Raw genomic sequence first — 14708 nt, 5'->3', positions numbered from 1 at the left:
GGGCGTCCAACTCTTGGGAGACCCTCCGGGCGGTACACCTCCCGCCTGCACTCTTCCTCCCTCCCCGAGGCCCCTGAGGGGGTCGCGCACACGCACACGCGATAGTTCGGAGGCTCGAAATTGTCAACGGAGCCTGATGACACGATCTACGACGCGACGGTGAAGGCTCTGGACGCTGCTACGCACCTGAAAGCGACGGATAAGGGTGCTGTTGCTGCTCTGAAGTTCCTGGCTCGGAAGATCGACACCGAGGACCAGCTGCGGGACTTGGTTTTGGAGCGTGCTGGCGAGGACAACGTGAAGCCTCCCCCGCTGGATAACGTGTCGATCCCCACCTACCTGAAGTATTGCGAGGCTCTTGGCTTGACGCCGGCCGCCCGCGGCGCGGCTGGGGCAAAGGGTGCCGCTCCTGCGCCCGAACCGGAGGATGAGCTTGCAGCATTCAGCAGGAAGAAGAAGCGCACCGGGTGATCTGAAGGGCAAGGAAACACCCCGCCTGTTCACGAAGCCTCTCCGGAAGCTGACGCCGAAAACCTCGCTCGGCTTCGACGTGATCCGCTTCGCGAGCGTGATCCTCGGCCTGGAGCTGTTCCCGTGGCAGAAATGGTTGCTGATTCACGCTCTGGAGCTGAACAAGGACGGCACTTACCGTTTCCGGAAGCTCTGCATCCTCGTTGGCAGGCAGAACGGCAAGACAACGCTACTCACGGTGCTGTGCCTGTACTGGCTGTACGTCGACTCTGGAGCATTCCCGGAGCACGTGAAGCCCCGCGATTTCCTTATCCTTGGCACCGCGCAGGATCTCGACACTGCCCAAGAGGCATGGGACCGCACGAACGCCTACTGCGATCCGGATCCTGAGAACGAAGCCGGGATCCCCACACTGCAGTCCAAGACCCTGAAGCCTGTCCTTGGCAACGGCAAGACTTCCATCCGGCTGAAGTCGGGCGCCAAGTACCGCGTGAAGGCAGCCAACCGTAAAGGTGGCCGTGGCAAGTCCGCCGCGCGGGTCCTGATGGACGAACTCCGCGAGCAGCAGAACTTCGACGCCTGGTCATCGGTCACGAAGACCATGAACGCCATCTTCAACTCGCAGCTGTGGGGCATCTCCAACGCTGGCGACGCGAAGTCCGTTGTGCTGCGCCACCTCCGCGATATTGCGCTGGAGTCGGTCAACGAGTGGGACAAGTACGTTGAGACCGGCATCCAGTCCGTCGAGGAGTACGCGAACAAGAATGACCTAACCCTCGGATTGTTCGAATGGTCTGCCCCTGACGGGTGCAAGAAGGACGATCCAGAGGCTATCGCCCAGGCGAATCCATCGCTCGGCTACACCATCGAGTGGGAAACGATCCTTTCGGACCTCAAAACGGACCCCGAGTTCGTGTTTCGCACCGAGGTTCTGTGTCAGTGGGTGACAGCGGCAGTGTTCACATACATCGACCCCCTTGCATGGGCTTCGCAATGCGATCTTGAGTCTGAGATCGCGCCCAACTCTCCTGTGGTCATCGGCGTGGACACCTCCGCTGACCGGTCGATGACCTACGTATCTGTGGCCGGCTTCCGTGAAGACGGCAACCGGCACGTTGAGACCGTGGCGCAGCGAGCCGGAATGATGTGGGCGCCTGAAGCGATCAAGAAGATCGCTGACAAGGCTGGCACGACCGATGTGGCCGTCCAAGCTAAAGGCACTCCAGCCATCGAGTTCATCGAGCCGCTCGAGAAGCTTGGGCTGAACGTCATCCAAGTTGGTGGGTCGGAGCTGGGCTCCTCCGCCGGGCAGTTCAAGGACCACGTCGAGGCTGGCACGGTATTCCACCGCTCACAACCCGTACTGGACATGGCCATATCCGGCGGCGTGACCAAGACCCTCGGCAACATGCAGGTCTGGGACCGTATCGGCTCCTTGGTCGACGTTGCGTCCGTCATCTCAGCTAACTACGCACTCTACGGACTGGACGTCCACAAAGAGCCCGCGACCGTCTCCGCATATGTGGCGATGGGTGAAGAAGACAACCCGGATTGGTGGTGAGCATGGGCGTCCTGGACGAACTGACACGACTGTTCACCTCGAAGACTCCGGGGAAGGTCGAAGGGCAGACACCCTACGGATATGTCCACGGGACCGCTTTCATGTCTGACCAGGACGGCGTCGAGCGATACAGCATCGAGAAGATGTGGGAATCGCAGCCGAACCTCCGCACAGTCGTGGATTTCTTCGCTCGGAACATATCCCAGCTGAACCTGCACCTGTTCGAGCGTGACGGTGAGGAAACCAACCGCGTCCGGACAGGTCCGGTTGCTGATGTGCTGGGCAAGCCCAACGAAAGTGACACTCTCACGGAGCTGCTCTACGCGCTCGTTGGAGACTGGGCCCTGTACGAGGATGTCTACGTTGTGGCCCTCCCAAACCTTGACGGCGGCAAGACAGTCCGAGTGATCCCCGCGGCGTGGGTGACCCCGAAGTACAAAAACAGCTTCGAGGTCGAGCGCTACGATGTCAGCCAAACTGACGGGGGCCTACTCAAGCTCCTTCCTGACCAAGTCTGCCGCTTCAAGGGCTGGACCCCGGCAAACACCAAGGCCGGGACCTCCAGAGTCGAGACGCTGCGCTTGATCCTCGAGGAGCAACACCACGCGCGCGTCTACCGGAAGCAGATCTGGAAGAAGGCTGGCCGGTTCGGCGGCATCCTGACCCGCCCCAAGGACGCCCCGTCCTGGGACAACGCGGCACGCCGCCGCTTCGACAAGATGTGGATGGCCTTCACCGGAGACGGCGGCTCACGAGCTGGCGACACTCCGCTTCTCGAAGACGGCATGGACTACAAGCGTGCTGGTTTCGCGGCGAAGGAAGACCAGTTTGTCGAGTCCGCAAAGCTCTCCCTGGAGACTGTCGCTCAGGTCTACCACGTGAACCCGACCATGATCGGCATGCTGGACAACGCGAACTTCGCAAACGTGCGGGAGTTCCGCCGCGGCCTGTATGGGGACACTCTGGGACCGGTGTTGAGGATGATCGAGGATCGCTTCAACACCTTCCTCCTGCCAATGCTTGGAGCGCCACCCAATCAGTACGTGGAGTTCAACGTGGAGGCCAAACTGCGCGGGTCCTTCGAGGAGCAGTCCAACGTGGTGTCTACAGCCACCGGGGCGCCATGGCAGACCCGCAACGAAGCCCGCAAGCTGTTCAACCTCAAACCCGTTGACGGCGGAGACGAACTAATCGTTCCTCTCAACGTCCTTGTGGGCGGCCAGGCCTCGCCACAGGATGGCGGCCCGGGCGCGGGGCAGAACTCCTTCGAGCACGTCCTACGGAAATTCCTTGAACGGCAGGGAACGGTCGTAGCAGCCAAACGCGCCAGCGGACTCGAGAACTGGTGGGACATCGAAAGGTGGGACCGCGAACTGACTGCGGACCTCAAGGCAGCCGGCATGAACGACCAATTTGCTGTCTTCATCGCCCGCAAGGTCAACGAAGAAGCAGAACGAATGCACGGCGAGGGCGCTGACACAGGTGCCTTGGTGCAGAAAGCACTGGAGGGAATCTGATGATCAAGATGAAAACAGCTCTGATCGAGCTAAAGGCCGCTTCTGACTCCTCGCTTGAGGAAGGCCAGTTCACCGGTTACGCCTCGGTCTTTGGCAACAAGGACTCCTACGGGGACATCGTCCTGCAGGGCGCGTTCGCTGACTCGCTGGCCGAGTACGGCGACAAGGGTTCAGGCATCCCCTGCTACTGGGCTCACCGCATGGATGACCCTTACATGAACATCGGTCAGACGGTCGAGGCTTACGAGGATGACCGCGGCCTGTTCGTGAAGGTCCAGCTGGATCTGGAGACCGCCAACGGCAAGCAAACCCACAAGCTCATCAAAGAGGGTCGCGTCACCCAGATGAGCTTCGCCTACGACGTGATCGAAGGCGCATGGGTCGACCGTAAACCGGAAGAGGGCGGCTGGTACTACGAGCTGCGCAAGCTCAAAATCCACGAAGTCTCGGTAGTGCCTGTTGGTGCAAACCAAGAGACCGAACTGACCGGCGTGAAAGACGCCATCACAGCTTTCAAGGCTGGCAGAACCCTGTCAGCTAAGAACGAAGACCGCCTCGCTCAGGCAAAGAGCCTCCTCGAAGAGGTACTGGCCGAGGTAATAGAGGTTGACGGAACGGACGTCAGCGACGAGGAACCGAAGGGTGGCAAGCCTCAGGAGCCGGAAACGGCCAAGGGTGAGGACCACGTGGAAGTCAAGGCGCGCAACGACGACCCGGAAGCAGCTCTCGCGCTAATCGCCCTGGCATCCGCCGGGGTTCATTTCTAAGAAAGGTGAAGCCACCATGGCTAAGCTCAAAGAACAGCGAGAGGCCGCTGCCGAGAAGGCACGCGCTATCGCAGAAGGTGCAAAAGCCGCCGAGCGCGCGCTGACGTCCGACGAAGTAGGCCAGATCCGCTCCTTTGTGGAGGAGATCAAAGCCTTTGACGAGCAGATCAAGTCCGCGATGGACGCTGATCAGCTCCTCGCCTCCATCGGGGCAATGCCCGAGTCGGAGAAGAAGAACGCCGATGGAACGGAAATCCTTTCTCTCGGCCATCACTTCGTGAAGCACGCCCACGGCGCTCTCCTGAGCGCCAAGGGCTCCCGGTTCGACATCGCGGCTCCCGAGTTCAAGGCAGCCTCGGACTCGCACCTGGTCACGACCACGGGTAACGGCCTGATCATCCCGGAAATCGACACGAACATTGTTCGCGGTTTCCGGGAACGCCTGACCATTGCCGACTGGCTTGGTTCCGGCACGCTGACCTCCAATGCCATCAGTTACTTCGTGGAGAAGGCCACCGTTGAAGGTGCCTTCACGACGGTCGCTGAAGGAGGAGCCAAGCCGCAGCTGCACTTCCCCGACTACGACAAGGTCACTGAGACCCTGGCGAAGATCGCCGGCTTCATCAAGATTTCCGACGAAATGACCGAGGACGCCGCGTTCCTGGTCACGGAAATCGAGAACCGCCTGCTCTACCAGTTGCGTCTCTTCGAAGAGGCACAACTGCTCAATGGCAACGGCACCGGCACCAACGTCCGGGGCATCCTGAACCGCTCTGGCGTCCAGACCGAAGCAGCGGCCAACAACACGGACAACGCTGACGCGATCTTCCGTGGCCTCACCAAGGTGCAGACCGCCACCGGCCTTACCGCTGACGGCATCGTGATCAACCCGATTGATTACCAGAAGCAGCGTCTGGCGAAGGACGGCAACGGCCAGTACTTCGCAGGTGGCTTCTTCGCTGGCCAGTACGGCAACGGAGGTATCTTGCAGGATCCGCCCCTGTGGGGCAAGAACACCATCGTCACCTCGGCAATCGCCGCGGGCACGGTCCTGGTGGGCGCAGGAAAGCAGGCCGCTACGGTCTACCGCAAGGGCGGCGTCCGGGTGGAGGGCACTAACACTCACGGCGACGATTTCACCAACAACATGGTGACGATCCGTGCTGAAGAGCGCTTGGCGCTTGCTGTCCGCCAGCCGGCAGCCTTCGTCAAGGTCACCCTGTCCAACGCAGCACCCGCCTAAGCAACCCCGCAGCTCGTGGCCGCTGATCTGATCAGCGGCCACGGTGTGGTGGGCCTGAAAGGAGCCATGCCATGAAGGAAATCGAGATCAGCATCAACGGGATCCCGCACACGGTGCAGGTAGATGACGATGTTGCAGCGGAGCATGAGGCCGCGCGCAAGGTAGCCGAGGAGAAGGCCGCCGCTGAGCGCAAAGCCGCCGAGGACAAGGCTGCAGCTGAAGCAAAGGCAGCAGAGGCCACCGCTGAAAAGAAGGCAGCCGAAGCCGCATCCAAGCAGCAAGCTCCGGCCAATAAGTCGGCTACACCGGCGAATAAGTAACGGGAGGGAGGGCGTCTGATGGCAACACCACCGATCTTGACGCTGCAGAATGGCGTCCTCCCAACCAACCCGCAGTTTTGGCTTGACGCCGCAACTGCTGAAGTCCGCAAGTTCTGCGGCTGGCACATCCTGCCGGAGGTCACCGAAGAGTTGGTACTGGACGGGGACGGCGGCACAGACCTGCTGGCGCCCACCGGTCACATCATTGATGTCACCGCATGCACCAACGACGGGGCCGACGTTCTGCCCGCCCTCGATTGGTCCGCAGCGGGGCTCCTCACACTCTCCTGTGGGCGCTGGACACGGAAGAACCGGGGCGTTCGAATCACGCTTACGCACGGCTTCACAGAGGCCCCGGACGTCGCCGGCGTCGTCGCTACCGTGGCAGGCAGGGCAGCCCAGCAAATAGGTCCTGTGGTCCGTCAGAACGCTGGCCCCATGGGAGTCTCCTACGGCACTGTCAATGGCGCCCCTATTAGCCTGCCGCTGCTTCAGTCAGAGAAGGACATCCTGACACCCTACAAGCTGGTGTGGGGGGCCTGATGTTCCCACTAGCCAACGGTCAAGCCGTCACCCGCCAGCGCGCTCCATTCGTGAATGACCCGTACTCTGGGGAATCCACGGAACGTGACTGGGACAACCCAGACGAACTGGAAATTGAGGGTGTGGCCATCGGCCCATCCTCCAGCGTCGAGAGCACCACGGAGAACCGGCAAACGGTCACAACCAGCATGAGTATCTACGGCCCTCCCGACATGGACGTAGAGCCGGCAGACAGGATCGTTGCCCGCTCTGGCGTCTGGGAAGTGACCGGAGAAAACGCTGCCTGGCTAAATGCCTTCACTGGCTGGCGCCCGGGCGATGAGTTCCCCATCAGGAAGGTCAAGGGCTGATGGCTGATGGTGTCCAGTTCAATGACAAGTTCTTCGAGCGGATCGGCAAGTCCGCCGGCGTCACGCAGATGGCTAAGGACGTGGCCGAGAAGGCCCTTGCCATTGCCAAGGCTTCCGCCCCTGTCGATGAAGCTGACTACGTGAACGGCCTGCACGTTGAGGTCAAGTCCGCGGATAACAGGAACGTCGCCCTTGTGGTGGGCAGTGACTGGAAAACCATGCTCATTGAGTCGAAGACAGGGAACCTCGCGCGCGCACTGAAGCAGGTGAAAAAGAGTGGGTAAGCGTGTCCTGTTCACTGACTTGGAGCTGTACCTGACAAGCAGACTCCGGGCCGAGCTGGCCGCGCTCGGGACGCCGCTGACAGCCAATGTGTTCGTCAGCAACAGATTCCCGGACCCCGCCCGAGAGAAAACCGTCGTCGTGCGAGATGACAGCGGGTCCACCTCATCCATCGTCACCAAGGAACCCAGCGTCGGCATCACGGTTCTGGGGAAAACGGACCAGATGGCCACTGACCTGGCCAACGTCGTCCACATGATCATGAGCGACTGCGCAGGTCCTGAGCTTGATAACCCAGTGGCAAACGTCCGCGGCTCCAACGGCCCCTTCAAGGTGCTCGATGAGGGCGGCCAGCCGCGCCGGTACATGACCTTCGATCTATCCGTAGTCGGCAACGCGTACCCATAGCACCACGCCAAACCAATCAACCAGCCATTCACGCCTGTGGATGGTTTTTCTATTTGGAGGCAAATAATGGCTGCTGATTCTTTCGGCAACGACGTCGAGGCTGTTGGTGTACCGGTAACCGGTCACATCGGCTTCGCACCCTTCGGGACCGCTGTTCCCACTCCCGTGGCTGGCAAGGCCCTGGACTTCGTACTCCCGGTGGACTTCAAGATCCCCGGCCTTCTCACGGAGGATGGCGGCTTCGAGTGGACCATGGAGGCCGATGGCGACGCCATCACCTTCTGGCAGGACGGTTTCTCCCTTCCCTCTGGCCTCGCGAATGTTGAGCTCAAGGTGAAGTTCGCCCAGACGGACGAGACCGTGCGCTCGATCATCCGCGGCAAGAACGCTGACGCCAACGGCTACATGACCATCGACGGCGGCGGCACTTCCGCCCGGTACGTCGTGTTCGCGGAGGAGATCTTCAAGAACGGCGTCATCCGGCGCCGTGTGGCCGCGAACATCGGCGTGAAGTCCGTCAAGGAAGACAAGTCCGAACGCGGCAAGGTCCTCGGCTACGAAGTGACCTTCTCCGTGTCCCGGTCCCCCGAGCTGGACAACCAGCACCTTGGTGAGTGGCTCATCCCGCTGCCCACCACCCCGTAGCCTCACCGGCTCCCCTAAACCTGTGGTCCCGCGCTTTCGATGGGTGAGCGCGGGACCGCAGCACCAACCCATCAAACCCACCACATCCCATAGGAGATCCAATGGCCCGCGCAGCAGCCCCCAAACCCAAGTACCTCGTTGTCGAGAACGTATTGAAGTGCCAAACCCCCAACGGCGAACTTTCTCTGCCTCTGACCGTCAAATTCGGTACCGTCCGCAAACTCATGGGCGGCGAGGAAAAGACCCAGTTCGAAGAGTTCGAATTTTTCATGTCCAAGATCTTCAGCGCAGCCAATAACAAGGCCCTGGACGAGCTAGACACCGCTGACGCAGCCGAAATCCTGACGGAATACAGCCAAGCCCTCGCCGCCCGGATGTCGGTGAGCATGGGAAAATCCGTTGGCTCGGCGGACTCCTCCGAGAACACCGAGGGGCAATAGCCTACGACTTCCGCCGGTTGGGGGTATCCGTCGAGGACATCGGCGGATCCCTGCCGGTTTGGGAAGCTGTCGAGCTAGCCGAGCAGGTCCTGCAGGACATGGGCTCGCACCTGTTCGCTGCAGTTTCGGGCTGGGCCTACCCAATGAGCCGCGCCGAGATGCTGGCCACAGCCTCACTCGCCCAGGCGATCAATGTGAACCGGGAGAAGGGCACTCCGCCTTATGTCCCGGATTGGCCGTGGCCCGCAGACCAGCCCGTTGAAGAGATCACCCCTGAGGAACGCGCCCAAGCCGAGGCTCAGCTGAAGCAGTACAGCGCTTTCGGGCAAATCAGAACTACATAAAGGGGTTGCACGTGACTGATGAAGTCGGGTCCGGGCAGATAGCAATCTTCCCCACGTTCCGGGGGTTCCGTTCTTCAGTCAATTCCGAGGCCTCTGGCGCTGGCCGCGAAGGTGGCAAGACCTTCAGTTCCGCGTTCAACGTCGGCGCCGGAGATCCTGGCCAAGCGCTGATCAAGAAACTCAACGCCCAAATTGCTTCCGGCGCTAAGGCCCTTTCCAGCGCGCGCCTGGCGGAGCAGGACGCCACTGGCAAGGTTCGTGTGGCCGAGGCTGCTCTGAACGAGGCCCGGGCCAAGGGTGAGCAGGGCAGTGCTCGTGTACTGGCCGCAGAGGAGCGCCTCGCTACTGCGAAGCGCAAGCTGGCCGAAGCCAGCGGTAAGACCATCACCGTATCGGACCAGCTACGGCAGTCCCAGGCGAAGCTGGCTGAGGCCATGGACGCCGCCGGTTCCTCGGGCGAGCAAGCCTCTGGCAGGTTCGCCCGCGGCTGGCAGAGCATCAAGTCAAAGCTCTCCGGGGCAGCCAAGAGCGCCGTTGATGAAGAGGGCAACAAAGCCAAGGAAGCGGCTGACAAAGCCGGATCAGATGCGGGTGGCCGGTTTGGTAGGGGCTTCAAGGCCCTCGTTGGTCCGGCGATTGCCCTGGCAAGCGCTGGGGTCTTCGGCGGTTTCGTGGCCGAGGCTGCCCGGGCTAGCGATGCCACGGACAAGTTCAAAGCCACGATGGACTTCGCCGGGCTGGACACCTCAGCTATCGAGGATGCCTCCAAAGCTGCGAAGGACTACGCGGATCAGACGGTCTTTGACCTGCCGACGATCCAGAACACCATCGCGCAGCTCGCATCGAACGGCGTCAAGGACTACACGGGCCTGACCAAGGCCGCGGGTAACCTAAACGCCGTCGCTGGCGGTAACGCTGACACCTTCAAGTCAGTGGCCATGGTCATGACCCAGACCGCGGGCGCGGGAAAGCTGACCACGGAGAACTGGAACCAGATGGCGGACGCCATCCCAGGCGCTGCTGGTCCGTTGATGCGGTCCTTGGAAGAGGCTGGCGCGTATACCGGCAACTTTCGTGACGCGATGGCCGCCGGTGAGATCACGGCGGACGAGTTCAACGAAGCTCTGATGAAGCTCGGTAACGACCCCGTTGCTGTGGAGGCTGCCAAGTCCACCAAGACCTTCGAAGGTGCCATCGGCAACCTTCAGGCCACGATCAACTCGGGCTTGATGGGTGCCCTGGACAAGATGAAGCCCGGAATCACTGGGGCTATCAACCTTCTTTCCGGTGGTCTCGGCAAGGCCTTCGAGTGGACAGGTAAGGCCGCTAGTGGCCTGATTGATGTGTTCGCCAACGGCGACTTCACCGGCAACCTGCGTGAAGCATTCAACGTTGAGGAAGACTCGGGCTTTGTCAGCTTCCTGTTCAGCATCCGGGACGGAGCTCAGGGGGTAGGCGGAGCGCTCCGCCCGGTTGTTGACGCTTTCAAGGCGCTTGCACCAACTTTGCTGGGGCTGTTCCAGTCCTTCTCCCCCATCGGCCTGCTTTTCAAGGCACTGGAACCGGTCCTGCCTGTTCTGGCCGCTGCGGTAGGGCAACTGGGCATGGCCCTTGCTGGGGTGCTGGGCTCTGCTCTGACAACCGTTCAGCCCTTAATTCAAACGCTTATCGGCGTCCTGAGCGGTGTTTTCATCGCGGTAATGCCGAGCATTGTCAGCCTCGTTTCGATGCTGGGTGACGCGTTCACCATGCTGTCGCCGGTAATTGCGATGGTCCTGGGTGCGGTGCTTCCGCTCATCACCACGCTGGTGTCGCAGCTTGCGCCGATCTTTATCAGCCTGGTCACGTCGATTATGCCTCCGCTGATCAGCATCTTCGGCATGGTCATTGCGGCCATTGCTCCGCTGATCACCCAGATCATGGGCCTGTTGATCCCTGTGATTCAAGCCTTGATGCCAGTTGTTGTGACGGTTTTCGGTGTGATTGCTGAAGTGATCAAAGCCGCTATGCAAATCGTCCAAGGCGTCATCCAGGTTGTGACCGGGATTATCTCCGGGAACTGGTCACAGGTCTGGTCCGGGATCCAGAACATCTTCGGCGGCATTTGGAACACGATCATCGCTGTCGTTAGCGGAGCAATACAAATCGTCTGGTCAGTCATTCAGGCCGGCTTGGGCATCGCTGGAAACGTTGTCTTCTCCGTCCTTGGCGGCATCGGATCGTTTTTCGCTTCAACCTGGCGGAACATCACAAGTGGAGTCGCCGGGTTCATTTCCGGGTTCCTCGGTTTCTTCAACGACCTGCCCGGCAAGATCATGGGAGCCCTATCCGGGGCAAGCACTTGGCTCGTGAGCGTCGGCCAAAACATCGTTCAGGGCCTTATTAGCGGCGCTAGGGGCATGATCGACAGCGCCGTGAGCGCGATTAAGGACGTCGGCGGGGCGATGCTGGATGGTGTCAAGGGCTTCCTTGGGATCAAGTCCCCGTCGCGGCGGTTCCGGTTCGAGGTTGGCCAGCAGGTTGGCGAAGGTGCGCGCTTGGGCATCCTCGACAAGGTGAAGTCCGTGGCGGCCGCAGCTAAGCAGCTCGTGACCATTCCAAACGTTCCTGACCTGGGCAATTCCACCACTAACGGGACCTCGGCGGCACGTTCTGCTGTTGCCGGTGGCACGGTGGTGAACTTCAACGCCCCCGTCTACGGGAACCCAGAACACATCGTCACCGAGATGGAAACGAAGAAGCGGCGGACCGTCCAGGTCACGCAGCTGCGCGCAGTAGCGGCAGGAGGCTAAATGGAAATCGTCTACGCGGCGCCATATGTGCCTCCTGCCCCACCCGTGCCCTTGTGGGTTGGTATGCGCGTCACCTGGACGGGTTGGGATGGTTCCGTGTGGGACCTGAACGACCCCTCCGGTGGTGTGTGTCTGATCCGTGCTGGCGTTGAGGGCCTGGCGATGCCGGCCTTCACGGAATGGGTGCAAAGCTCACCATCCGTTGCCGGGCAGTGGTTCCGTGGCGCTGTCGCGGATCCCCGTCGGGTGTTCTGGCCGCTGTGCGTATTTCAGGATGCCAGCACGCAGGGCTGGATCGACTTGGACCGGGCATTTTGGAAGACCATGGACCCGCAGAAGTACGGCATATGGACCATCACGACACCGGACGGGTCCTCACGATCCTTACGCTGCAGGTTCAAGGACGACGGCGGGCACCCGTTTGAGCATGACCCGTTCGAGCGCTGCTGGGCCACCTACGGGGTTGCTTTGGTGGCTGACGCGCCTTTCTGGTCCGGGCCGGAAGTCTCCCGCGTCTGGAATGGCAACGTGCTTGTGGACTTCTTCCCAGGCCCACCGTTTCATATCAGCTCCGGCTCGACCATGGCAAACGCGTCGATCAACAACCCGGGCGACGAGGATGCATGGCCCGTATGGACGATCGTTGGGGGCTCTACCGACGCATCTGTTGGTGTTGGAAGTTCCGTCGTGGAGGTCCCTTTCGTAGTTCCTGCGGGCAAGGCGCTTGTAGTGAACACTGACCCCACGGTTCAGACCGCTGTCATGTATACCTACATGCCGGCAACCAACGATGATCCGGAGATTCTGTCCAACCCGGTGGACCGCACCGTGGACCTTGGGACAGCAAACTTTGCGCCCATCCCTGCAGGGCAAGACCGGCGCCTCAACATCAGCATGACTGGTGACGGGATTATCCGTGCCGCAATCACTCCCCTGTATAGGAGGGCTTGGTGAAGAACCCTTTCAAGCTAACCATCTATGACCAGGCGTTCAACCGGACAGGCTGGCTGGGTGACGCTATCGAGGTCCACGCGACGCCGCGGTTCAACCATGCCGGTTCACTGGAGATCACGGTGTCCACGGCGAACGCCAAGCTTGGCCTGCTGAACACTTCAGGCGCTCGGCTTACATGTGAGTACGAGGGCGAACAGATCATCTCTGGGCCTGTTCGTATCCGTGGCGGCCACGGCCCGCACCTGCAGGGCACAGTCTCTGTCACCGTGGAAGACGACTTCCGGCTGCTGAACAACACGCTGGGCTGGCCAGTCCCCACAGCTGGGCTCGGCGGCCAGAGCGTCGAGTACTACACCGTGACAGGCCCGGCTGAGGCGGTCCTGAAGGACATTGTTCAGAAGAACATTGTCACCCGGCTAGGGCGGCCCCTTACCGTGGCTCCCAGCCTGGGGCGCGGGGCCACCATCACCGCGAGCATCCGCTTCCACCCCATCTACGACCGGCTGTTCCCGGCAGTGGAGGCCGCCGGCCTCGGCGTTACCATCAAGCAGTCAGGCGCCGGTCTGGTTCTGGACGTCTTCGAACCGAGCCTCTACAAACAGGAGCTCAGCGAAGCATCAGGCGTGGTCACGGAGTGGGACTGGAGTAACGAAGCCCCGCAAGCGACACGTGGCGTCATCGGAGGCAAGGGCGAAGGCGTTCTTCGGGCCTTCCAAGCATTCAATGCCGCATCCCGGGAGGCCGAATGGGGTGACGTCATTGAAGTGTTCCGGGATGCCAGGGACACCGAAGACGGTGACGTGTACAGCCAACGCGCAGCAGAGACTCTGGCGGAGACCTCCGAGAAGTCAGGGCTGTCCCTAACGCTCTCCGAAACGAAGGAATTCCGCTACGGCAGGAACGGGCTGAAGGTCGGCAACATTATCCCGTTCCGGGTTGGCCCGTCTTTGCTTATCACCGACTTGCTCCGAGAAGCCCAACTTTCATGGACCCGCGACAAGGGCCTGAACATCACACCCCAGGTAGGGGATATCACCGACTCAGCAGACCTCATCTTCGCGCGCGCCATCAAACGCAACTCGCAGGACATCAGAGACTTTAGGAGCAGCAGATGACCATCACCTCCATCGGATATGACGGAAGCGTTGATGAACTTCAGTCTGCCAGGTTCTTCCCGAGGATCGGCGGCGCTGACTACGGGGTTCTGGACCCGTCGCACTGGAAGCTGTCGCCGCACCCCTCCACAGCACGGGCAGTGAACCTCTCTGCCGGCATAGGGTACGGAGACAGCGTCATGGACAGCAGCGACTCTGTTGCCACCGTCCAATGCGATCCAATCACTTCCGGGACACGCTGGGACATGATCGTTGCGCGGCGCAATTGGCAGCCATTAGCAGGTGTAACCACCTTCACGAAGGTCACAGGCGGGGCCAGCAAAGCCCTCCCGGTGCGCGAGCACAACCCCGGCGTGCTGGCCGAACAACCCTTGTGGCTGGTTCAGTGGACGGCGGGGCAGACACAGCCCACAGCAATCGTGGATCTACGCTGCTTCGCCGGCCCAGGCGGGATCTACGCCAACGACTTCCTCAGCCTCGGCTACCTCGATGTGCCCGGTTCCCGCGTGCAAGTCGGTTCCCGGGCATGGCGATACACCCCGGACCCTACCGGATCCCCCGCCTGGGCCGTGGACAGTGTGACCTCGGCCTTATCGATGACGGGAACCCCATACAAGAACTACGGCGGCGCCTATGCCGCCCCTTCATGGACTGTGCACCCCTCCGGGCTGATCAGCCTCGCAGGCAGCGTCGGCCATAACGTCGCTGTCGTTAAACACGACTACCAGAAGGAATACCAGTTCGGGGCGATCCCAGCTTGGGCCGCACCCCCAGCAAAGACACCGTTCCCGGTAGGCATGTCAGCCCCACACATGGTGCAAGCCATTGGCTACGCATACCCGGACGGAAAGCTCACCTACTCAGTGGCAACCACGGCGGCCGCCGAACTTTGGATGTCACTCAACGCCTGCTGGATCGCCCGCGGGGGCATCAGCTAATTCCCACCGGCCCGCTGG

At 61.2% G+C, this 14708-nt stretch carries 17 protein-coding genes; all 17 read left to right on the top strand.

The genetic code is table 11. The features are described 5' to 3' along the window. The first annotated feature begins 120 nt into the window (after positions 1–120). The 17 genes from BACI9J_RS09210 (at position 121) to BACI9J_RS09130 (ending at position 14690) form a co-directional block, all read left to right on the top strand. Positions 121–471 (top strand): terminase small subunit, encoded by a 351-nt coding sequence (locus BACI9J_RS09210; RefSeq protein WP_159734102.1) that lies wholly within the window; start codon positions 121–123, stop codon positions 469–471. Continuing rightward, on the top strand, positions 434–2032 hold the full coding sequence (locus BACI9J_RS09205; protein ID WP_159734101.1) for a terminase: 1599 nt from the start codon (positions 434–436) through the stop codon (positions 2030–2032). The genes BACI9J_RS09210 and BACI9J_RS09205 overlap by 38 nt, the downstream gene beginning before the upstream one ends. Before the next feature lie 2 nt (positions 2033–2034). Continuing rightward, positions 2035–3549: a phage portal protein gene (locus tag BACI9J_RS09200; RefSeq protein ID WP_159734100.1), complete on the top strand. Its 1515-nt coding sequence runs from the start codon at positions 2035–2037 to the stop codon at positions 3547–3549. Beyond that, positions 3549–4316 (top strand): HK97 family phage prohead protease, encoded by a 768-nt coding sequence (locus BACI9J_RS09195; RefSeq protein ID WP_201296546.1) that lies wholly within the window; start codon positions 3549–3551, stop codon positions 4314–4316. The genes BACI9J_RS09200 and BACI9J_RS09195 overlap by 1 nt, the downstream gene beginning before the upstream one ends. 16 nt (positions 4317–4332) lie before the next feature. Beyond that, positions 4333–5559: a phage major capsid protein gene (locus BACI9J_RS09190; protein ID WP_159734099.1), complete on the top strand. Its 1227-nt coding sequence runs from the start codon at positions 4333–4335 to the stop codon at positions 5557–5559. A gap of 71 nt (positions 5560–5630) precedes the next feature. Beyond that, the gene (locus BACI9J_RS09185) at positions 5631–5879 is read left to right on the top strand and encodes a hypothetical protein (protein WP_159734098.1); all 249 of its coding nucleotides are present in this window, start codon (positions 5631–5633) and stop codon (positions 5877–5879) included. 18 nt (positions 5880–5897) lie between these two features. Next, positions 5898–6422 carry a hypothetical protein gene (locus BACI9J_RS09180; protein WP_159734097.1) on the top strand — a complete coding sequence of 175 codons (525 nt, stop codon included), beginning with the start codon at positions 5898–5900 and terminating at the stop codon, positions 6420–6422. Next, the gene (locus tag BACI9J_RS09175) at positions 6422–6772 is read left to right on the top strand and encodes a hypothetical protein (protein WP_159734096.1); all 351 of its coding nucleotides are present in this window, start codon (positions 6422–6424) and stop codon (positions 6770–6772) included. Before BACI9J_RS09180 ends, BACI9J_RS09175 begins: the two co-directional genes overlap by 1 nt. Next, a complete protein-coding gene (locus tag BACI9J_RS09170) occupies positions 6772–7056 on the top strand; it encodes an HK97 gp10 family phage protein (protein WP_159734095.1) in 285 nt (94 codons plus the stop codon). The genes BACI9J_RS09175 and BACI9J_RS09170 overlap by 1 nt, the downstream gene beginning before the upstream one ends. Further along, entirely contained in the window at positions 7049–7462 is a 414-nt protein-coding gene (locus BACI9J_RS09165; RefSeq protein WP_159734094.1) for a hypothetical protein, read from the top strand. Before BACI9J_RS09170 ends, BACI9J_RS09165 begins: the two co-directional genes overlap by 8 nt. A 66-nt stretch (positions 7463–7528) precedes the next feature. Next, the gene (locus tag BACI9J_RS09160) at positions 7529–8107 is read left to right on the top strand and encodes a phage tail tube protein (protein WP_159734093.1); all 579 of its coding nucleotides are present in this window, start codon (positions 7529–7531) and stop codon (positions 8105–8107) included. Positions 8108–8208: 101 nt separating this feature from the next. Further along, positions 8209–8547: a hypothetical protein gene (locus tag BACI9J_RS09155; protein WP_159734092.1), complete on the top strand. Its 339-nt coding sequence runs from the start codon at positions 8209–8211 to the stop codon at positions 8545–8547. Between the two features lie 17 nt (positions 8548–8564). Next, positions 8565–8891, top strand: a complete 327-nt coding sequence (locus tag BACI9J_RS09150) for a hypothetical protein (RefSeq protein WP_159734091.1) — start codon at positions 8565–8567, stop codon at positions 8889–8891. Between the two features lie 11 nt (positions 8892–8902). Beyond that, positions 8903–11683, top strand: a complete 2781-nt coding sequence (locus tag BACI9J_RS09145; protein ID WP_159734090.1) for a phage tail protein — start codon at positions 8903–8905, stop codon at positions 11681–11683. Next, complete coding sequence (locus tag BACI9J_RS09140) at positions 11684–12637, top strand: hypothetical protein (protein ID WP_159734089.1); 954 nt, start codon at positions 11684–11686, stop codon at positions 12635–12637. Continuing rightward, on the top strand, positions 12634–13752 hold the full coding sequence (locus tag BACI9J_RS09135; protein ID WP_159734088.1) for a Gp37-like protein: 1119 nt from the start codon (positions 12634–12636) through the stop codon (positions 13750–13752). Before BACI9J_RS09140 ends, BACI9J_RS09135 begins: the two co-directional genes overlap by 4 nt. Beyond that, positions 13749–14690: a hypothetical protein gene (locus tag BACI9J_RS09130; protein ID WP_159734087.1), complete on the top strand. Its 942-nt coding sequence runs from the start codon at positions 13749–13751 to the stop codon at positions 14688–14690. The genes BACI9J_RS09135 and BACI9J_RS09130 overlap by 4 nt, the downstream gene beginning before the upstream one ends. Positions 14691–14708 lie beyond the last annotated feature (18 nt).

This window comes from Arthrobacter sp. 9V, assembly GCF_902506065.1.
Classification (GTDB): Bacteria; Actinomycetota; Actinomycetes; order Actinomycetales; family Micrococcaceae; genus Arthrobacter.
This window is presented reverse-complemented; position numbering and strand designations above follow the sequence as displayed.